The organism is Paenibacillus sp. FSL H7-0943 (genome assembly GCF_037963265.1).
GTDB classification, from domain to species: domain Bacteria; phylum Bacillota; class Bacilli; order Paenibacillales; family Paenibacillaceae; genus Paenibacillus_AQ; species Paenibacillus_AQ odorifer.
In genome coordinates, this window is record NZ_CP150148.1 from 6,301,627 (window position 1) to 6,324,293 (window position 22,667).

Sequence of the window (22,667 nt, forward strand, 5' to 3'; positions counted from 1 at the left end):
CTCCCTCCAATACATGTTTTTCAAAAACACAGCTTATTTCACAATTTTAAATTCTTTGTATTATCAAGTCTTCTCGATTGATACGGCAGTGTAGAAGCGATGTCTTCTTTATTTATAAGATTCTCAAATCTCTTAACTACTATGCTTGCCGACTTAATACCTAGTAGATCAACAAATCTATAATATAGATAACTGCTCAAAAACAATAGGAACATAGAAATAGTAAACATCAAAACAAAACTAATATTATATGATAATTGACCAGTTAAATAGTGCATCATAAGACTGGATAATGAACAAAGCATAAGCAAATGTAAGAGATATAATGAGAAAGATATTTCTCCTAAAAACAAACAAATTCGACTACTAAGTAGTCTCTTTAGATACGATGAGTTCAAAGCACAAATTAGTAGAAGAAATGCACCAACAGTATGATAGAACTCGTAGTAAGAATTCACCCCTAAGAAATCCAACTTTAAAAAGCCATATAATCTAGTAGGTGCTCCGAATTGTTCACGCCAAGGGTAAGATCCGAAAAATAGAGCTAATAAAAATATTAAAAACAAAGCTATTCTATTTTTAATTTTCAATAAATCCTTAGAGTGGAGATCACTTAATAATAAACCCAGAAAAAATGCTAAATAGTAGCTATTCCATAAAAGAACAAATATCAGAGGATATATTGCATAACGTATATTAGTCTTTCTAAGTACGAGCATAAATGAATAAATCATGACTGATCCATAAAATTCATATTTTAAAGTCCATAAAATCAGGTTATAATTTTGCTTTCCTTGAAAAACAACTCCATAAAAAGCTTCTTTTAATGCTTCTAAAGAATCTGAGGAGAAGTTATATATTCCTTTTAGCCATCCCAGTGAGTTAGCTATTTCATTTGCATTTGTATTATAAAATAATCCAAGAGCAAGCAAAGTAAACGCTAAAATTATTGATACTGCAATGGGAATATTTAAACGAATATACCTTTTTATTATATTCCCTAGATAATCATTGAACGTATAGTGCTCTAATCTCCAGTATTTATAACTTAAAACAAAACCACTTAATATAAAAAAAATAAAAACAGCGAAGCTCCCGTTATATAGCACATTAAATGGCGAAGCTGAAACAAATAGTTCAAACGAGTTATACACATCACTAGGATTCCCTGTATGCAGTGCCGGATAAAAACTTAAAGTATAATGAGATAGTACAACCATTAACGCTGCAACACCACGAAGACCATTTAAATGAAGCATTTTTCTATCAGACATTTCAGCCTCCAACTTTTCGATTACTCAAACTCAGACTAATAAAGTAATAGAACTTAGCCACTTCCTTATATTTGTTCCTTTTTTCAATTGTTAAGATTTTTAAAAACATCTCTCAATCCACTTTCAATATTGAACTTCGGTGCCCATCCTAATGCTTTCAATTTTGCATTATCTAAATAGCTATGTAGAATATCCCCTTTTCTTGGACTTTCAAAAATAGGAGTGATATTTTTATTTAATCCACTATTCATTAAGTCATAGAGATTATTTAATGAAACCCCTTCACCAGTACTTACGTTAAACAAATCATTATTGCCTTTATCCATTACAAATAAATTTGCGCTAACAATATCTTTTACATAAATAAAATCTCTGGTTTGTTCACCATCACCATAAAGACTCGGAGGTTCATGGTTAAGTAGACGATCCAAAAATATAGCTACCACACCACCTTCTCCCTTAGCATCCTGTCTTTCTCCAAATACATTAGCATAACGTAATATTGTGTAATTAAGCTCATTATTACTGCAAAAAGTCCTAATATATTGTTCAGGAGTATATTTTGATATTCCGTAATATGATATTGGATGTATTTGATGATCTTCATTGATAGGTAGATAATCTGGATTTCCGTATACTGCAGCTGACGACGCATAAATTATTTTTCGAACCCCTGCTTTGTTGCAGTAATCAAGAAGTTTTATTGTGCCTATTATATTTGTTGTAGCATCCACTACTGGATTGATCATCGATTTTTGCACACTTACTTGAGCCGCATGATGAATCACAACTTCAGGTGTAAATTCCTTTATTATCCTTTCCGCCTCCAATGACATAAAATCCATTTTGTAAAAGCGAGCCGATTTACTTAAATTCCTAATATAACCGCTAGATAAATTATCAATTACTAAGACATCATGCCCATTAGCTAATAGTTCGTCAACAATATGTGATCCAATGAATCCACACCCACCAGTTACTAATATTTTCATCATAACCCACCTACTTTTTAATATTATTTACGTTTTAATAATATTTTTTTAAAAAAAGAAAATATTATTAATAAAATCATGGATAGAACAGATACACATACTGAATATGCCGCAAACTTAATAAAATTATCATTTGATTTACTTGATTCTGCTATCCTGACACTTTTCTCTGAAGGATTTTCAGAATGCAAATTAATTATTTGAGTACTTCCATTATATATTCCCACCTTACCAGACCAAGCATGCTTTCCAAAAACTAGTTCAATACTGCTTTTAGATGACACATTTAGTTTTTGGGGATTGATGTTACCGCTCATTGATACTATTGCTCCATCCTTATACATCCAGCCACTAGAAATATCTATACTCTTGAGATCCAGTTTACTCTGATCTATTATAATCTCGTTCAACCAAACCTCTGTTCTATTTGAGTTAGAAGCCTCACTCATTGGCGTCAATATTATATTTGTATAGTTCATTGGTTCGAAGTAATTTTTCGGAATAAATGCAAATGAAATAAAAAGACTTATAAAAAAAACTAGAAATAGCTTCAGTACTTTTTTAGTTAATGAATTATTTCTCATCAAGCTAATACTTTTTTTTATTAAGTATCTAAAAGTAAAGAAACCTAGAGCAAAAAGATACATATAAACAAAAATAATATATACCTTACCTTTATTATGGATCGGTATAAATATCTCGCTGAAAGAAAAGAAAAAAAGAATAGCTAACAATATAGCTATTAATTGTTTTATTTTTGCTCGCATTCTTTTAACAACTCCATTTTTTATTTAAACCATTTATTCAAATTTAATTTTATGAATAATTTAATAAGCCATTTCCCTTTTTTCGTGTTAAAAATCCTCATTAATTCATATTTGAGGTTATTATCTATTTCATGATCTTGCAAATATCCTAATTCAGGATATGACACCGCAGGGTTATTCCACATATACCCTGGGCCATTCATGTATATAAGATTAAATATTTCGTCTCCGAACCGTTTATAAAGTTCTTTATGAAACTGACTAATCTTATAATAAAGATCGTTTACAATTTCTCGGTTGAATTGCCTAGACATTGAATTACCACGAATGCGATAATAAACGAGTGCTTCGGGAATACTGACACCCGCGCATCCATTCTCACACATATTTATCCATGATTCATGATCTTCCATTCCCTTTTTCATTTCCACTTTGTTAATTCCATACTCCAAAAAATGATCTTTTCTGATTACCGCAAAAGCACTCAGCATATTGGATAACAAAAGCAGAGGAAATTCTGTATCAAAAGTAACCCACACATCTTCTCGTAAACCAAAAAAACGCACCCATGAGTAAACAAAAGAAACATTTATATAACTTTCAAGAATTTCAATACATCTTTGATAATATTCAGGCGCTACTAAATCATCCGAATCTAAAAAAGATATAAATACTCCCTTTGACGCATAAGCCCCTACATTGCGAGCATTTGACAACCCCCCATTTTTAATGGTTATAATTTGTATAAAAGGCATTGACAACTCTATTTTCCTTAAAATCTCTTTACTCTCTAACTCATCACTACCATCATCTACAATTATAATTTCAATCTCAGGGTAAGTACTGTCAATAACACTCTGAATAGTCTCTAGCATCATCGATCCCATATTATAGAATGGAATTATTACCGAGAGTAAGCTACCCTCTTTCTGTACAAAGTCCTTCTTATTTAAATATGGAATACTCGAACTGATAGGATATTTTTCATTCTGGTTATTCATATTTTTCTCGTGGAGATGATTAAGATCTAGTTGTACATCCTTGTCTGCTTCAATGTAAAGAACATCCGTTTTATTCTGCCAAGTATCACGTACTGTTTTATCCCACGTTAAAATAAAATGTGATGCATCAAGCGAAAATTGATTTTTCTTTTTCAACCAATACTCTGGAAATCGAAACGCACTTGCATCGTGGTGGGGAGTAAATACAGTGTTTTGTATGGTGATTATTGACACTTCATTAAATGCAGGATTTTTACACCATAAATTTTGCAGCAAATAATATGGGAGTGCCCTATTATTATTATTAATGAATATACATATTGGTTCCCTATTTAATTCCCGTTGTTCAACTAAAGTGTTTGACAAATTCAGAGAATACGAAAAATCTTCATTTAGTTCTATTTCCGATGGGATAGAGTCAGAATACCTAACAATATTTTTAGATTCAAACCAAGTTCTAACTGGTACTCCACTTTGCAAAATTATCTTATGAACATGCTCACACAGCCAGTCTTCAAATGGTTGTGGTAACTTTTGGCTCAATATACTTTCAATATACCAGATCTCCATTTAAACACCGCCATGTATTAGAATCGTTTTTTAAATTCTCTATGCAAAACGTCGACTACTCTAACTAAAAACTTTCCTTTTTTCCCACCAACTGCATCAACTTTATGTTTTAGGCGATGATATATTTTCTTCGCTCTATAATTATTTTGTTGACTAACAGTTAGATCATTTGAAGAACTAGAATTCATTAAGTAGGGATATAGCACAAAGGGAGTCCATTCATTATTACGGGTAGAATAATGAGTACTGTAAATATAGTATTCTTCTTTAATATCAAGAATCTTTGTTTCACCTAATGTAATATATTCCTTTGGTAGAATATATCCTGTCATTTGAAGAAATTTTTTCTCACCTAGTTCCTTCAACCTAATATCATAAATATCTCTAAGTGATTTACTATAATCATCCAGTTTATAGATAGCTCTTGTTAAACTAGTATAATCCCGATAAGTATTGGGTTCTAGTAAGTTATACTGCTCATAGTGATCCTTATTTCTAAATTGTGCACCCACATATCGAATGGAATCATTAGCCGCTAAAATATTCAAAGAATTTGTAATATAATCACAATCAAAATTATCATTAGCATAACAAGTTAAAATGAACTTATTGACTGGGAGCAAATCGTCGAAACTCCCATCAATCTTAGAAGCATATCTTAATTTCCCAAGATAATGAACTGGTGTTCCCGGAGATTGATTCTTAAGAATATAACTTCTGTCTTTATCTATATCTGATAGATTCACTAATGATATAGGCCCAGTATCACTTGAGATACCTTCATCCAAAATAATCAGAGATAACTTATTCTTCTCTAGAACCCTATTAATTGAATATGACGTATTAGTCTCTGGCTGAATAGAATTAATTAAACTTTCATAAATATCATTGAACTCTTGATTTTTTGTTACTCCATATGGTCTGCTCATGCGATGACGCATCTCATCATTGTCAAACATACATTCCATTTGTGTAACGAGGTCACTAGATGTACCATGATATAACAAAGCATTTTCTTGATGTTTAAAATAATCTCTAAATGCTGGAATATCATTCGCAATGATTGGAATCCCCGTATTATACAATTCGTGAATACTATAACAAAAAGACTCTACATAATTTGGAAAGACTGCAAATCGAATATTTGTTAACAATTGCTCTAATTTCTGATGATTGAGCTGGCCAGTGAATATGAATCTTTCCTTTAGATGATCGGGTATTCGAAGCAAAAGTTGCTCCTTATAAGGTTGTCCATTTAAGTCTAAACCATCATATCCTACAAGATAAAAAATACTATTATTTTCAGGCCGTTTTATCATCAATGCTATTGCAGCATCAACGAAAAGATCTACTCCCTTTAATTGAAATATACGACCGTAAAATATAACATTCTGTTGGCTCTCATTAAGGCTATAAGAAACATCATTCCATACTTCTACAGGAGGAGGAGAAACTACAACTCTATCGTTTTTCACTCCATAACGATGAGTGTAAATCTCCCCCCAAGCATTAGAAGGAACGAGCAAAATATCTACATCTTGTATAACTTCTTTTTCCATTTGGTACATTTCAAGCTTGTATAAATCAAAGCTATTAGGTACTTGTTCAAGATCCATCAACTCAATTGTACAATGTGCTCTCACAGCAAGGACAGTTTTGGAAAACTGTCCTTCAAATCGTTTTGCTTTAACTGAAAAATAGCCTATACCTACATAATCAAAAAATTCAATATAATCTACTTGCTGAAGAAGAGTTAATTTATGAAGCCCCTTATAAAAACGATAGCTTTTTTGCAGGAACACATTGGAAAATTTTTGCCCATAAGGTTCTTCTTGTATCCATTCAGACAAACATATTACCTCTAAGTTCTTACTATTCGGAAGCTTTGGCTGAAAGTCTTTAATATATGATTCACACTCATGTTTCGGCATATCTAATAATAAAATCACGCGGTTATTTGCATTCTGAAGCAACTGCTGCATAGCATTATAAATAAACACACCGCACCCTCCGGCGTTAATAGGGTAAAGCTCATACGAAGTAAAGACATATGTTCTAACCATATATTAATTCTCCTCAAGAAATCTTTGAATACTCAACTCTGATGCGATGTCATTTTCTTTTTTCCATATATTATATAAATCCAAGATTTCTTTTCTATTTTCCATTGCATACTTAGCTTTCTTGGCAATTTCCACTGGATCATCCGGACTATTAATAATTAGATAATCTTTCAAAGGACTTCCATCAAAATAATGATGGTTTGGCCCTGTCAAACAAGGTACACCCATGTTCATACTTTCCAATGGGAGTAGCGGGGCGCATTCTGAGAAAGTAACATACAAATTGAGGTCGTTAGATGCCAAAGTAACTAAAAGTTCTTCACGAGGAACTGCCTTTTCAGAGCCCTCCATGTTCAAATTTAATTGTTGAGCAAATGACTTCATTCTATTATTGTAGGGAATGGCATTTATACTAGCATTCTCTATTAGACTTACTGCTGCAATCTGAGTATATGCATTTTTATTCCAAGTGTTACCTGATGCATAAATACCTATTTTCACAGATTCATTATGTTTTAGATCTTTATTTTCCAGGAATTCGAGACTTTCATTCTTCACAGTATTTTTCACAAAGAAACTTGGGAATCCGTTCTCCTTATACAGTTCAGCCATACTTTCCTTAGCAAACCCCCAACTATCTACTATGCCTTCGTTGCAGAGTTGAATGATCTCCTGATACCGACTCCATGAGTAGTCTTCATACATATGTGTTGTATTTCCATGCCAGTAAATTTTTATTGCTATTTTAGAATCTACACTTTTAATAAATTTCGCTAATTCATAATAACCAATAGCAAAGCCGCTAAAAACAATTGCTTTTGGTTTGCTTTCAGCAATCAATTTACCTACACGCATAATTTCGTTAGTATCAAATAATTCCTTAATGGGAAGTGTAAACGGAAATAATTCTTGGGTTGAATGCGAGACACCTAGCCATTCAGGTTGATGAATAGCAATACTTGATTGTTCAGGAATTAGCTCAAGTTTTATCTCAAGCCAACTATACTTGTTATTTTTTCTTTCACTTTGCTTATTATTAACAAGTTGACTCAATTCATTGTTGCTATTTTCATAACTATTGTGTTGTTTTTGTTGTTCTTTAGACTTCAGACGATAATTGCGGATAGTATTTAAAAGCTTTCTAACAGGCTTTGAGAGTCTATAAACACGATCTAGACTGCGCATCTTAGTAATGACTCTCCAAGCAAGAGATGTTTCTATATCATATAACCGCGACTCTAAGAGTACTTTATTGGAGGTCAACTGTGATACCTCATGCGATAGATTCCCACTATATTTCTCCAGTTCTTCTATCTGTTCTTCAAGTGAATTAAAGCTTAACGAAAGTGCTTGATAAAGTTTATTTAGATCGGTATATTTGCTACTGAGTTTACTCTTGTCATCATTAAGAATGGCGATTTCTGCTGTTTGTTCTGCTATCATTGTCTTATTTCTATCATTTTCATTTCTCACATCTGACAATTCCTGATTTAAAGAGTTCATATCATCTTGCATCTTGAACTCTTTCTCTATACGTTCCTTTAGCTCTTCAGCTCTCCAGCCTATCTCCCCTTCAAATTTTGTTATAGTCGGTCTAATCTTATCATCCATTAAATGAAGACGAGAGAACATAACTTTATTTTCTAAATCTTCTACACTCCAACTATCTGATAACTTTGTATAATATATATCCTGTTCCGAGGCCACTTTTGACAATACAGAGCAAGGCAAATCCAATTTCAAATAATCATGGACTATTGAATGCTGCCAACATCCATTATGATCCATATATTTCAATTCCGTATTTTCAGAAAAATTATTTTCAAAATGAATAATACCATGTTTAGAGACGCGGACCAGTTCCTTTAATATTCCCTCCATATCTGCAGGATTGATGTGAATAAGTACAGATACTGTATACACAAAATCAAAATAATTATCAGGGTAAGGGAGTTTCGTTCGTGGCTCTATAAGGACAATGTTTTTTATTAAATCCGGCTTATGGGAGAGGCGATTCCTTAAGCTTTCTAACATTGTAGGACTTTGATCAACGCCATAAACTTCTATATTAGGTATATCACTCAAATAATCCACATGTCTCCCAAATCCCACTCCAAACTCCAAAACTTTAGATTCTTTAGGCAACTTGGAAAATATATGTGTTAAAATGACTTCCTGAATTCCGTAAAGAGGTTGTAGCGATCTTCTTTTCTCAACCTCATCTGCCCACCCCATTCCATTTTGTTGCCACCATGCTTCATTTTCGTATATATTATTTGTCATATAGACCACCTTCTGTTTCTATTCTAATTGGAAAATGAACCTTGTAATGGACGGGTCGATCAATTTTCCTTATAACCTCAAAGGCACTGGCTCCATCAATTTGTTCATATAAAAAAACATCAGAATAATCGCGATCTGTCACTCGATTAACAGCAACCGATACAGAGTAACTCCCTTGTCTAAGCCAAATCGGAAAATTGAATCTTATAGTTCTTTTCTCTTGTTTTTCTAAGGAAACTAGAGTTATATCTTCATCGAACATAGTTGTTCCAAATAAATCTATTCCTGTAATATCTCTAACTAAAAAAGATACATTTATATCCGTTACCTTTTCCTTAGAATACAAAGTGCAGATTATTGAAGCTTGTTCACCAAATTCATATGCCTTGGTAGGTTCTCCATTTTCATTAGCCATATGCACATCTCTGAATGAAACAAGTCCTGAACCATATCTAAAACTAGAGCTAGCATCAATACTTGTTATTTCTTCTATAGTTTCATCGTTTTGAATTGAGTCATCACTATTGTATTGATTCATTTCGTCGCGGATCATAGCCAGATAATGATTTGTTATTTTCTCCGAACTTCCCTGATCAACTAGATTTCCATGTGATATTAGTATTGCCGAATGACACATTGACTTTATTGCATCTACGGAATGGCTTACGAATAACAAGCTAACGCCGCCATCTTTAAGTTGGCGCATTTTCGAGACACATTTCGCTTGAAATGCTGCATCCCCAACTGCTAGAATTTCATCTATAATCAAAATGTCTGGTTCCATATGAATAGCAACGGAAAACGCTAATCTAGCGAACATACCGCTAGAGTACGTCTTAACAGGTTGATCGATATGCTCACCAATGTCAGCAAAGCTTTCTATCTCAGAAAATTTACTTTCTATAGATTCTCTGCTAATTCCAAACATAGTAGCATTTAAATAAACATTCTCACGTCCTGTGAATTCTGGATTAAAACCCGATCCAAGTTCTAAAAGTGCAACAACTTTTCCAAACACTTCAACCTTGCCACTAGTTGGGGTTACTGTACCAGCAATTATTTGTAGTAAAGTAGACTTGCCTGAACCATTCTTCCCAACAATCCCAACCGTATCTCCTTTTTTCACTTCGAACGTTATAGAATTAAGAGCAGAAAATGTTTGATGCCTTTTTTTAGTTTTAGAAACATTAAAAAGATCCTTTAATCTATCCGCAGGTGTATTATACATTTTATATATTTTAGATACACCGCTCACTTTTATTGCTACCTCATCAAATGACATCTGCAAATCCCTTCCTTAAATAATTAAAGATTGATAATCCTAGAATAAAAATAACAAATGAAATAGATAACGATATTAAATAACTTGAAATCGAGAATAACTGCCCATTCACAAAAATATCTCTAAATTGAGTAATTATCGGAGCTATGGGGTTCAAATTAATTAAAAACCTAAATTTTTCCGGAAGCGCTTCGGAAGAGTAAAATATTGGAGACATGTAAAAAAGAATATTTACTAAAAGACCCACTATATAAACCAAATCCCTTAAGTAAATCCCAAATGCTGCAACGATTAGTGCAAATCCAAGAGAAAGAAGCATGCTTGGAACTAATACTAAAGGAACAAATACAAGAGTCCAATTTGGTGTGTTCAGAAAAAATATTTTACCAACTATTAAGAGCGCTACAGAAAAAAAACTATTAATTATCGTGGAGAGTACTATGCTAGAAGGAAGTATTTCAATTGGTATAACCACTTTTTTTATATAATTCGCGCTTTGCCCCAATAGGCTCACAGAACGATTAACGGACTCCGAAAAAATTTGGAATGGAATAAGTCCTGCGAAAATCATCATTGTGTAAAGCATATTTCCATCTTGAATAGATGAGTCGCCCCATTTTGATTTAAATACGCTAACAAATATGAAACTATACACTCCAAGCATTAATAAAGGAGATAATAGAGCCCATATTACACCAAGAAGTGAACCTTTATATCTTTGTTGGAAATCTCTCTTAGTAAGCTCAAAGAGCAAATCTTTCGATTTATATATACTTTTTAGGTAATTCTGTATCCGTCTATAAAAATCCATTTTCATCGCCTTATCTTTGTTTATTTGTCCGAACATTAAAACACACTTCAGGAAATATTCAATAAGTCATACGTTGTATATCACCTCTAAATGCGCACCAAATATAAATCCATCTTCTCAAGGTCTCTATCAAGAGAAACATTATAATATGGAGGCGTTAATTGTCCAAGCAACTAGCTCTCATATTGTACTATATGTTAAAATATCCACGTACCTACAGGAAAAGGAGATTATAACGTGTCGAAACCAGTATACGGTAAAAACGCCGCTCAGTCGAGAAATGTTGAAAAGATAGCAAGTCCGATATGGGCATTAGTTGTTGGTTTTATTTTATTTTTGTGTTGGACCCCATTTCAAGTGGGATTGTTTAATGGATCACTAGTTGATTACGAGAAGCCAATATATGTATCAGCACTATTAAGCGCACTGATGCTGCTGACCTGTGTTGGCTTGTATTACAAAAAGTTCAAGCTTGAAGGGCAGAGTGATTTAGTAGCTTGGGCAGCATTATTGCTCCCTGTGACCTATGCTCTGTCACTGTTTGTCGCAGTTTCGCATTACACGGCGATGAATATGCTATTTATTCAGTGTACATATGCCGCAGTTTTCATTATAGCCTTTTATCTCATGAAGCAAAAGCAAGTAAATGTTGTCATTCAAAATGCTATATTTGCGATTGCATATTTTATAGTGGGTTTTGGACTTTTAAATTGGTTAGGCAGCAGTAAATTAGCAGGAGCTCTTGTGGGCTGGTTCTCAAACACCGTCCGAAATGATGTCTACTTAGATGCAGTTATGACTGACTCTAACGGACTTCGTCTGACTTCGATCTTTCAGTACGCAAATACGTACGCAGCCTTCTTGATGGCCTTTCTATTTGTAGCAATATTCGCGCTTATTCGCTCTAAAAAATGGTATGGAACGTTGACGCATGGCTTTATGTTAGTTCCCATCATTGTGTCGATCTTGTTAACCTTATCTCGTGGCGGCTTAGTCCTGCTACCTGTAGTATTCATACTCCTACTTCTATTCCTAAAACCTGCACAGCAAATCCTTTGGATTCTGCATCTAGGAATTGCTGGTATTGTAGCTTTGCTCATTACGACACCCGTTACTAACCTAGGAATAGAGTTAAATGCTAATTTCACTTCTTCTTCAGCTTTAAAAGGTTGGGCGTATCTATTAGGAGCCTCAATAGTTGTGGCTGGCCTTTCTTGGGTCATTCAGCGTTTCGTCGCACCATGGTTGTATGCAAAACTAGAGAATTGGTCATCCCGTAAACGGACAGGTCTTTGGATTCCGCTCGGATCTGTCGCTCTAGTTGCTATTGTAGCTTTCTTGCTTATCGGTACGAGTGCAAAAAGCATCTTACCTGACAACATGGAGACTCGCCTCGAGAACATCAATTTCCAGCAACATAGCGTACTCGAGCGGATTACTTTTTATAAGGATGCCGTGAAGGTGGTTAAGGATTATCCGATCCTCGGTGCTGGTGGAGGAGGCTGGGCCTCACTGTATGAGCATTATCAAAACAACCCTTATACAAGCCGGCAGGTGCATAACTTCTTCTTACAATTTCTCATTGAAGTAGGTATTGTTGGATTTCTCATATTTATGAGTTTCATTCTGTATATCTTCTATAAATATATTCGTGGATATGTAAAACGGGATAAAAACGAATTTGAGAATGGTTTCTTCTATCTAATTATTGCTCTATCTATTCTTGTGCACAGTCTACTTGATTTCAACATGAGTTATGCCTTTATGGGCATACTAGTTTTTATTGGCCTTGCCGGAATGGCCTCCGTTATGGATAGCAAGCCACTGCGGAAAAATTGGAATAAAGCGGGCATCCGTTTCGGATACCTCGCTGTGCTTTCTTTAGGAACCTTGTTCCTAGTGTTCTTGTCAATCAGCTATATTGGCTCCAGTAACTCTGCTTTGAAAGCTAAACAATTGAGAAGTTATAGCACTTCCTACGAAGAGCTCAGAGCCCCATTGATTGAGACTTTGAACAAACGTCCAAGTCATCCAGAATCGACAATTTATCTATCGGCCTTGGATCAGCAGGTATTTAGTCAAACACAACAGGAACAGTTCCTTGACGAGGCATACAGTGTATTAACTCGCGCACTCAAAGATGAGCCATACAACAAAAATCTTCTGCTCCAATTAGTGAGCTACTACGATCTGAAAGGTCAAAGCGACGTCTCCTTGGGTATTTACCGTGACAACGCAGATAAGTTCAACTGGGATATCGATTGGTATGATGCAATAATCAGCCGTTCCTTTGCCTTAGGTCAGCAGGCACTTAATCAAAAGGATGAGACAAAGAAACAAGAGTATTTCAATGAAGCGCAAGAAGCATATAATCATGTTCTTGCTGGAATAGAACATCTGAAGACTCTTCCACCAGAACAACTGCAAGGGCGTCCTTTCTCAGTAACGCCAACTATCGCTTTGAACGTTGGCAAAATGCAACTTTTATCCGGACAAGAGGATGCAGCGAAGTCCACCCTCAAGCTGAATTCAGATGCTAATTACACGGATATCATGAACAGTGAAGCTCCGTGGGATATAAACTGGTACAGTTCACTCATCAGCCGTTCATTTGATCTGGGGCAGGCAGCTTATGCACAACAAGATAATCCAGATAGAATAGACAACATGAAAGCTGGTTTTGTCATTGGGCTTTTGGCCTATAATCATGTACTTGCGGATAATGATCCTTCGAAGACGTTTAATCCGGATGTAACACTGAAGGTAGGAAAGATGCAGTATATGTCTGGAAAGATACAAATTGCAGCCTCCATCTTAAAAACAGCCTTAAGCCAAGATTTCGCTGATGCAACCAATCGTGAGATTGCCCGTTGGTACCTTGCTGCACTGGCGAAAACTGGTGGTGAAGATCAGGTACTATACGATTCGCTGATCGCAGCTGATCCTGCGGAAGCAGCACAAGTTGAGGCCATTACAAATTCACAATTTTAAAAAAGAAAGAAACCATAAAGGCGCGCCACTGTAATTACAGTGGCGCGCCTTTTTTCGATATATGAGATTTACTTATAGCCCGACCTTAGCTGCTTCGCTCTCGACAAGCTCTTTCATATAACGAAGCAGGTCATCTTTAAGTTCCTCGTGTTGAAGTGCATAATGAATGGTAGTCTGGATAAAGCCCATTTTCTCACCCACATCATGACGTTTACCTTCAAAGTCATAGGCAATAATTCGTTCAACCTCGCTTAGACGTGCTATCGCGTCAGTAAGTTGGATCTCTCCACCTACACCCACCTGCTGTTCTCCAAGCATATCGAAGATACGTGGGGTTAAGATGTATCGTCCTAAAATCGCTAAATTAGAAGGAGCCTCTTCTCTCTTCGGCTTCTCTACTAGACGATTCGCCTTGTAGACACGTTCCGCCAAAGGCGAACCATCTACCACACCATACCGTGATACTTCCTCCCACGGAACAGGCTGAACACCCACGATAGAAGATTTATACTCGTCATATATGTCAATCATCTGTTTGAGGCACGGTTTGTCCGCTTCAACAATATCATCGCCGAGTAGGACAGCAAACGGTTCGTTTCCTATGAATTTACGTGCACACCAAATCGCATGTCCGAGACCTCTTGGCTCTTTTTGGCGGATATAATGGATATCAGCCATTTCAGAAGATTTGCGAACAGATTCAAGCAACTCCCACTTCTGCTTCTCAGCCAAGTTAAATTCCAGTTCAAATGAGTTATCAAAGTGGTCCTCAATCGCACGTTTGCCTTTCCCCGTTACAATAATAATATCCTCGATCCCGGAAGCGACTGCTTCTTCAACAATATATTGGATCGTTGGTTTATCTACAATCGGTAGCATTTCTTTAGGCATTGCTTTAGTTGCAGGTAAAAAACGAGTGCCGAGACCTGCGGCGGGAATAATCGCTTTACGGATCTTCATCACATTAACTCCTTCTATCGTATACTCTTTTCAATTACATATCTGTAAGTACCCTAAAATGGCATATTTCTTTCAATTATAGCAGTTACAGCACATTTATGTCAGAGTGTTTGTTATATTTGTATATCTATTCCAATGAAATAAGAGGGCAGGAATTATAATCAATTATTGCTATTTTAAATACTTGGCTGACCCTATAATATACTACTATTTAGTATATGCAAATTAGGGTGAGGACGAGATCAATTCCGAAAAAAGGGCTAAGCAATACCAGCATCTACCTGGTAGTTACTTAGCCCTTATCTTTAACTCTTAACTCTTATTACTTCGCGTTCACCAATTGCCCACGCGTTACACCAAGTTGGTTAGTAGCCTTTAGGCTCTTCCATACCTGTGTACCAGAGATTTCACCACGCAGAGCGCGGCTGTAGAGGCTAATTACCTCAGCCACTTGCTCTGGTGTCTCTTCCAAGAACTCCACACGGTATGAAGATACTCCTAGGTCACGGAAATTATTCAGATACTCCGCACCAGACTGCTCAACAGCGTTATAGACGGTGTTACGGCAGCCTTCATCCACACGAACTGGATGTGACATTCCAATACGGTCTTGCAAAGAAGCACGGTGCTCTTCACAAGGACGACCACAGTTCGTATAGTCTGTGCCTTCACTCATAAAGGTACAGTACACGCAATGTTCAGTATGGAACATCGGCAAATGCTGATGAATAACAACCTCCATCCGGGACGTATCACTGTGTTCAAGCAGATCAACCATCTGTTGAATGTTCAAGTCATAGGATGGCGTTACTATGTCACAGCCAGCCTCAAGGAACAAATCCACTGCTTTATGATTGGCGATATTCAGTGAGAAATCACCGATCAGGCGTGGATGCACAGCATCCGGCTGCTCCTGGCGGCGGCGCAGATAATAATATAACGCGCCTGTATTACGCACGAGCACAGCATCCGGCTGCAAGCGCAGGATATTGGCGTGGTAGCCGTTCTCGCCCGGCATATGAATGCGCGGCGTGGCCAGCGCTATGCTGGCCCCTGCAGCCCGTACCGCATCTACCGCTGCCGGGAACTGCTTGATAAACTCGAAGTCGGCGTAGATGTTTCTCACGCCGGCCTCGAGCGCAGCCTGCACCTGCGGCAGGCTGCGGCACAGCGCGGTGAGCTCCGCTTCACCAGCGCGCTGCGGAGCGACGCCCCTGCGGGTGGCGTCGCCGTAAACCTCGATCGCCCGTTTCACGTAGACGGGCGGTTTCGGGCGCTCGCCCGCAAGCAGCTCCACCGCTTGGCGGCGGATGCTGTTCAGCTCGCGCATAGGGACGATGACGTCGCCTTGCAGATGCGACTCCAACGCGTCAAGCTGGAACACGGTCCCGCCCAGGCGGCCGAATTGTTCTTCCAGCAGCGCGGTATCCATCGGACGCTTTTGCGCGGCTTCCAGCGCGAGCTCCGAGTCCACACGGACGGTAACGTTCTTCTGAACGTCCGTCCACCAAGTCGTCAGCTTCTCGCCGACGCAGCCTTGCACTCTAACATGTACCGGAAATACCCGGTACGGCTTTTCAGTTTCATAAGTCTGGCGCAGCGCCTTATCTAACGCAGGGTCATTTGTCTTCCAAATGCGGTCACCGACATTTAGACGACGAAGATCCACATCATTACGACCGGCTACGATGTCAATGATCCAGCCTTCTCCGGCTTCGCCTTCCAGCTTCACACCTTTACGACGAAGGTCGTAGACACGACCGCCTTCTTCTTTTTTCGTCGGATCGCCAGCGTCAAAAACAATTCCGTCCCCACGCTTAAGCGGTGCATGAATACGGCAGACCACTCCGTCACGCAGAATTTGCTCAACCGTCCCCAAATATACGCCACGGCTTTTTGGAAAAGTCCCGTCTACCAGTTTCTTATTGTTCGTTCCATCCAGGAAACCATGTGTAAACCCGCGGGAGAAGCTTTGTTGCAGCTCGCGCACCTCCTCCTTCGAAGGTTTGGACAGATCGCCTTCAAAATACCGATCAATCGCTTTACGATACTTACTAACTACATTCGCTACATATTCCGGGCTTTTGAGGCGGCCTTCGATTTTAAAAGAAGTCACACCCGCCTCGATCAGTTCGGGCATTAGATCAATTGCTGCAAGGTCCTTAGGAGAAAGCAAATAAGTTACGTCTCCCATAGGTTTTACCTCACCATCCACCATCAGATCATAAGGCAAGCGGCAAGCCTGAGCACATTCACCGCGGTTGGCTGAACGTCCGCCCCACATTTCAGAGGTCAGACATTGACCTGAGTAGGAAACACACAAAGCACCGTGTACGAATACTTCCATCGGTAAGCGGGCTTGCTCTCCGATCGTACGAATTTGTTTCAAATTGTTCTCACGACCTAATACCACACGTTCCAAACTGAAAGGTTTAGTAAACTCGACCGCTTCCGGCGAAGTAATGGTCATCTGTGTCGATCCGTGAATCGGGAAATCCGGTGAGATTTCGCGGATCATTTTGACCAAACCTAAATCTTGTACAATTACTGCGTCTACGCCAGCATCCACGCACGCATCAATCAGTTCTTTTGCATCAGACAATTCATTTTCAAATACCAGTATATTAAAGGTCAAAAAGCCCTTCACACCATAGCTATGCAAAAACGCCATAATTTCCGACAGCTCGTCCATGCGAAAGTTGTTCGCTCTGGCCCGTGCATTAAACTTCTCTACGCCAAAAAAGATAGCATCCGCTCCATTTGCTACCGCTGCACGCATGCAGTCCCAATCACCTGCGGGTGCCAATAGCTCCACGTCTTCTCTGCGTATTTGTTGCTCTTTCATTTATATCCTCCCAAACCGCCATTTGACGGGTCATTTCTAGTTGATTAACTTGATAATTGTATCAAATATCACACTTGAGCGCTATGCGTTTACCAACATTTATATAGAATAAAAGTCATAATGCTGTCAGGAAGCTGACTTCTTGCTTATTGCACTTTACTCCATGAATGTTGTAGAACATGCAACTTTATTGCCTAATCCAGTGCTTCGACAACTAAATGTTGTACATAAAGCATCATTTTAGCTATTCACATTATGCCCAACTTGGATAACATTGGATCAAAACCTCCTAAAACAACCCTTCCGACAACCCTTCTATCGGTTTATAGTAACAAATATATGTATTTTTAATAATAGGCCGCAGCTAACCCTTATCCACTAAACTCTGCAACCATTTACGAGCAAAACGAAAGTTAACGCCATAATCGTTCATAACATCCTTAGGTCGAATCCCTTTTCCCCCTTTATACAAAAAAAGAACGCCCCAAGCCAAATCGGCAACTGGGACGTTCTTCGTCTGATTGAATTACACGCTTCTATTCGTGTGTCAACTACGACATTGGTACTCTTTTAACTACTTGCTGCCTGTAAACCGAAACGATTGTAGTGTCTTGTCTAACAGAGCCTGCTGTTCTGCAGTGGCATTGGCATCATTCAGCGTAACGGTAATCGTGTAGACCACATCATTTTTACCAAACACAACCTGCTTACTGCGAAGAGGGATACCATTTTTGATTTGATGTGAAGTTATGATCGTAGCAGGGACATCTGCAATGGTAGACTCCACTACACTTTCTATACGAGGGCCTTTGGGATCATTATTTTTATTTTGATAAGCATCTTTGAGCACATTAACTGTATAATCCACTGAACCCTCGGGTTTTGAGTTGATCTGTAGACGTCCTCCGCTGAACCGATATTCAATCGACTGCGTCTCAAAAATATCCTGATAAGGTGTCCATAAACTTGGAATATCGATGGCATAGCCGTAGGTTTTGGATACTTTGGTTAATGTCTTATTTTTGAGCGTCTTATAATCATCACTAGCGAGCCGCCCGAAGTTCTCCTTCAGCAGAGCAAAATCAATCTCAATAGAGGATATGATGGCTTTGAATTTTGCCTTATCGTCATCTTGCCCAGCTGCTGTTACATATTCAAAATAATAACGATACCCATTTTTGAGTATGAGAGCTTGATATTCTGTAGTAACACCGTTGCCGTAATTTAGCTGTAGCTCATTAATTTGTGCGGATACGCCCGAGATCTCCGACTTGTTGCTGTCTTTCAGAATATAAGCATCCGCTACAAAGTTTTCTTTAGTTTTCATTTTCAGATCTTCAGCCCAGCTCTCTAGTGTAGAACCAGCAGGTGCCGAGGTAACTGCCACACTCAGATGACTTCCCTGCTTACTCTCGTAATAGAGATGCTGGTCGTCCTTACTCCAATCTGCGGGAACCTGTAGTGAAATCCCATAGTCCTCATTGTACGCGTCACGCAATCCACTTTTCACCGTAGAAAGATCACGGATTTTTTTGCTTTTAGTATCAAAAGAAGGCTGGAAAGAGTTAAGTAATCCTGTATATTTAGCAAAATCCTTATAATTAACTGCTTTGTTATCCGTCAAATAAATCTCGTATAGTCGACCTTCAGCATATAACAGTCTGCTCTCCCAGAGCGCTCCACTGGAATCTTTACTGATCAATCTAGCATAAGGTACCGCGGCTTTGGGGAACGACTCCCGATCCAATATCAACTCCCCACCTGCCTCGACCTCCCGAACCAGCTGTTCCAGCAGCCCATCCGCATCCACCGCAACCGCCTGGTCACTTACATGAATCTCCACATAATATAGATTGTCCGCACTTGAAAAGGTAGCCACACTTTCATCTCCACCGCTATTTCCAGCAATCAGCCCAGAGGGATAATTCAGTGTCCATTGAAAATAGCTGTTCCCAATTTGAGTCTTACCAACATCGCTGTCAATCCCAGTCTCCTCTGGCGTTTCTTCTTCGTTGTCTATAGGCACTAGGGTAACCATTAGCTCACCCCCACTCCCTTGAGAGAGAGTCGCACCTAACACATCAGCTACAAAACGTAGCGGTACCATCAGCACGTCTGAAACCATCCGGGGCGCTGAGCCCAGTTTAACTTTGATCCCATCCTTCCAAGCGATATCACTCCCAATCGTCATCACCCCTGAATGAGCACCATAGGTTACTTTTACAACATTGTTCTGCTCTAAGGAAACAGTGCTGCCAAACGTCTTTTTAAAAACCCCAAGCGGGACCATAACCGTTCCATTCTCCGTATAAGGCCGCTCGATAGCCACCTTCTTACCATTCACCGTAGCTGAAGTACTGCCAACTTTTAGACTCAGCTGTAGCTTATCTCCTTGTGAAGCTAATACTGTTTGTATGGGTAATATAGAAAATAGCAGTAATAAGGTCAGCATCGCACAAAATCCTTGTTTTAAAATTTTAAAGCCCATTTACCGTCCCCCTCTCCAGTTTGCTAATCACTCTTCCGCGTGCTCGTCCCCATCCGTTTCATAATCATCTCCGCTTAACAATGGATCACCTTGAGTGAGCACGAGTTTACGGACGACGATATCCCCATCGCTTTGCATAACCAGCCGCACAGTTGCTCCCGGCAGGTAGCTTTTGAACAATTCATTAATATCAACTAGTGAGACCACACGATGCCCATCGATGCTATACAAGACGTCCCCTTCAGCAACCCCTGACTTGAGCGCTTCTGAAGACACCACCTTAGTGACGGACAGCGGGTCCAGCGTTGGCAATCCCACAATCGTAGACCAGCTCGCCTCCAGCTCTAGCCCTAGACTCGGATGCTGTACCTCACCATATTTTAAAAGCTGGTTCATAATATACTGCACAGTATTCGCTGGAATCGAAAACCCCATATTTTCCACACCCACCGCTGAGTATTTCAGGCTGTTGATTCCCAGCACCTCACCTTTCATATTTACAAGAGGCCCTCCGCTGTTTCCGGGATTAATCGCAGTGTCACTCTGGATAAGACGATAAGCCGCATCTACCTCACGGTTAAGACCACTTATAACGCCTACAGTCGCTGAGTTTCGTAGAGAAAAGCTAATCGGTGTTCCGATAGCAATAACCTTCTCCCCAACCACTGTTTTGCTATTCGCTGGAATAAACTTGGCGGGCTTTAAATGGGTGGCATTAATTTTGATCAGCGCCAGATCACTAACTTCATCCAGATAGGTTTCTTTAACGCTGTAGGTTTTGGAGTCCGAAGTGACCACTATGGCATTTTGCAGATCCTTGATTACATGAGCATTGGTTACAATCCATCCGTTCGATTTCACAATGATGCCGGAGCCATGCGTCAGATTGTACCGATCATCCGGGCCACTATTACCGCCACTCTCGTCTTTGCCGATAATGCCCACAACAGAAGGAGTGATACTTTTAATAATTCCAGGTATCGAATCTTCTGCCGCTGCTTTACTAACCACCTTACTAGTACTATCAAAAGCAAACACCGACTGACTCCATACTCCCGACAGCACTACGCCGCACAGTAATAGACCTAATCCTTTCTTCACCAGCTTCTCCCCAATACTCCTCATTCCTCACCAGACCCTCTCTTTGCTCATGGATAAATTTTACATTATATCATTTGAAAAAAGACGCCTTCAATGCGCCCATGGCGTTAAAGGAGTCTTTTGGTGCAAAGCTGTTCAATTTAGTTCTTTCATTAACTTAACCAATGCATCACCATGGCATAGTCAGAGATCACAAAAACCAGCAAGCTAACGGCTCCAAAACCAATGGCAAATTTGTTCTTCTGGGGAGCTTTCAATAGTCGAACAACCCCGACCAAAATCAAGATGGTAAATAAAATCATAAACACATCAAAGGTATGAAATTTAGACGGTCCTTGCGCGGCAACTTCTGCAAGCAGCATAACCTTACCTCCTCAAAAATGTTGTCAAGCAAGATCCAGTAATCCCCATATCACCTTCTATGTTATCGCTACCATTTGGGCGATGCAATAGGTTTTGTAGAAAAATTATGTATTTGTCGTAAAAAATATATTTTATCCCTGCAAAATCCGTAATAACGATGAGATTGATCACTGACAATTGGGGTGGATTAGTGAAAGTACTGTGAGTCCAATCAACTCTATCGTCATAAAGGTTACAATAGAAAGTCCGTTAACTGCTTTAGAGATGAGATAAATTGAGCAGTGAATTGGAATTGGAATTCAGAACTTAGAACTTAGAACTCTGGGCTCGAAATTTAGGGTTTTAATGAATTAGGGAAATTTTCCCTAAAATTGACCGATTATCAGCTCATTTTGTGATTATCAGGGAATTCCTCCCTAAAAATCATTAGAAAACCGGCTATATGAATGAATCTACCCGATAATTAGGGAGGTTTTCCCGGATTTCACCTTTTATGATCTAAAAACTTGGATTTTCAGGGAGGTTTTCCCTAATCTAATAAACAGTTATTTGATAGAATGATATGAATGATTAATTATTCGGTTTTCAAGGAACTTTTGACCCTAACGTTAGTCAATTACCCGTTAACCCTATCAACAGAATACTCCTCATTGAATCTTACTACGAACATGTCCTACATATGCCTACCTTGCCTATTATTAAATCCATTTTTTCTATAAGAATTCGTATAACTTTTGCTAGAAATATCACATCATATATCTAAGAGCCGTCTTTCGTACAATTACCGGATAATCCTACCACGCCTTAAATGGCCTTTACTCCATTCTAGAGGACGAGATTAGCTGTTCGTTGTTATTTGTTAGATATTTTCCCTGT

At 38.5% G+C, this 22,667-nt stretch carries 14 protein-coding genes; 1 reads left to right on the forward strand and 13 read right to left on the reverse strand.

Going from position 1 to position 22,667, the window contains the following annotated elements:
* Positions 1 to 38: 38 nt before the first annotated feature.
* The 8 genes from NSQ55_RS27705 to NSQ55_RS27740 all read right to left on the reverse strand — a co-directional run bounded on the left by NSQ55_RS27705 (position 39) and on the right by NSQ55_RS27740 (position 11,079).
* The gene (locus tag NSQ55_RS27705; RefSeq protein WP_339170051.1) at positions 39 to 1,274 is read right to left on the reverse strand and encodes an acyltransferase; all 1,236 of its coding nucleotides are present in this window, start codon (positions 1,272 to 1,274) and stop codon (positions 39 to 41) included.
* Between the two features lie 83 nt (positions 1,275 to 1,357).
* Complete coding sequence (locus NSQ55_RS27710; protein ID WP_339170052.1) at positions 1,358 to 2,269, reverse strand: NAD-dependent epimerase/dehydratase family protein; 912 nt, start codon at positions 2,267 to 2,269, stop codon at positions 1,358 to 1,360.
* A 20-nt stretch (positions 2,270 to 2,289) separates the two neighbouring features.
* Complete coding sequence (locus NSQ55_RS27715) at positions 2,290 to 3,033, reverse strand: hypothetical protein (RefSeq protein ID WP_339170055.1); 744 nt, start codon at positions 3,031 to 3,033, stop codon at positions 2,290 to 2,292.
* Positions 3,034 to 3,053: 20 nt separating this feature from the next.
* Positions 3,054 to 4,604, reverse strand: a complete 1,551-nt coding sequence (locus tag NSQ55_RS27720) for a glycosyltransferase family A protein (protein ID WP_339170058.1) — start codon at positions 4,602 to 4,604, stop codon at positions 3,054 to 3,056.
* Positions 4,605 to 4,621: 17 nt separating this feature from the next.
* The gene (locus NSQ55_RS27725) at positions 4,622 to 6,667 is read right to left on the reverse strand and encodes a glycosyltransferase family 4 protein (RefSeq protein ID WP_339170061.1); all 2,046 of its coding nucleotides are present in this window, start codon (positions 6,665 to 6,667) and stop codon (positions 4,622 to 4,624) included.
* Between the two features lie 3 nt (positions 6,668 to 6,670).
* The gene (locus tag NSQ55_RS27730) at positions 6,671 to 8,950 is read right to left on the reverse strand and encodes a methyltransferase domain-containing protein (RefSeq protein WP_339170064.1); all 2,280 of its coding nucleotides are present in this window, start codon (positions 8,948 to 8,950) and stop codon (positions 6,671 to 6,673) included.
* Positions 8,940 to 10,232 carry an ABC transporter ATP-binding protein gene (locus tag NSQ55_RS27735; protein WP_339170066.1) on the reverse strand — a complete coding sequence of 431 codons (1,293 nt, stop codon included), beginning with the start codon at positions 10,230 to 10,232 and terminating at the stop codon, positions 8,940 to 8,942. Before NSQ55_RS27735 ends, NSQ55_RS27730 begins: the two co-directional genes overlap by 11 nt.
* Positions 10,222 to 11,079: an ABC transporter permease gene (locus NSQ55_RS27740; RefSeq protein ID WP_081388010.1), complete on the reverse strand. Its 858-nt coding sequence runs from the start codon at positions 11,077 to 11,079 to the stop codon at positions 10,222 to 10,224. The genes NSQ55_RS27735 and NSQ55_RS27740 overlap by 11 nt, the downstream gene beginning before the upstream one ends.
* A gap of 201 nt (positions 11,080 to 11,280) precedes the next feature.
* Here NSQ55_RS27740 and NSQ55_RS27745 point away from each other — a divergent pair, with 201 nt between their 5' ends.
* Positions 11,281 to 14,034 (forward strand): O-antigen ligase family protein, encoded by a 2,754-nt coding sequence (locus tag NSQ55_RS27745; protein WP_339170069.1) that lies wholly within the window; start codon positions 11,281 to 11,283, stop codon positions 14,032 to 14,034.
* Positions 14,035 to 14,106: 72 nt separating this feature from the next.
* Here NSQ55_RS27745 and galU read toward each other — a convergent pair whose 3' ends face one another.
* The 5 genes from galU to NSQ55_RS27770 form a co-directional block, all read right to left on the reverse strand.
* Positions 14,107 to 14,994, reverse strand: coding sequence for a UTP--glucose-1-phosphate uridylyltransferase GalU (galU, locus tag NSQ55_RS27750; RefSeq protein ID WP_076099650.1), 888 nt, complete (start codon positions 14,992 to 14,994; stop codon positions 14,107 to 14,109).
* A 322-nt stretch (positions 14,995 to 15,316) separates the two neighbouring features.
* Positions 15,317 to 17,839 (reverse strand): U32 family peptidase, encoded by a 2,523-nt coding sequence (locus NSQ55_RS27755; protein ID WP_076282455.1) that lies wholly within the window; start codon positions 17,837 to 17,839, stop codon positions 15,317 to 15,319.
* Between the two features lie 574 nt (positions 17,840 to 18,413).
* A complete protein-coding gene (locus tag NSQ55_RS27760) occupies positions 18,414 to 20,327 on the reverse strand; it encodes a stalk domain-containing protein (RefSeq protein WP_339170074.1) in 1,914 nt (637 codons plus the stop codon).
* Between the two features lie 27 nt (positions 20,328 to 20,354).
* Positions 20,355 to 21,404 carry a trypsin-like peptidase domain-containing protein gene (locus NSQ55_RS27765; protein ID WP_339174624.1) on the reverse strand — a complete coding sequence of 350 codons (1,050 nt, stop codon included), beginning with the start codon at positions 21,402 to 21,404 and terminating at the stop codon, positions 20,355 to 20,357.
* Between the two features lie 176 nt (positions 21,405 to 21,580).
* The gene (locus tag NSQ55_RS27770) at positions 21,581 to 21,790 is read right to left on the reverse strand and encodes a DUF2759 family protein (RefSeq protein ID WP_036678627.1); all 210 of its coding nucleotides are present in this window, start codon (positions 21,788 to 21,790) and stop codon (positions 21,581 to 21,583) included.
* Positions 21,791 to 22,667 lie beyond the last annotated feature (877 nt).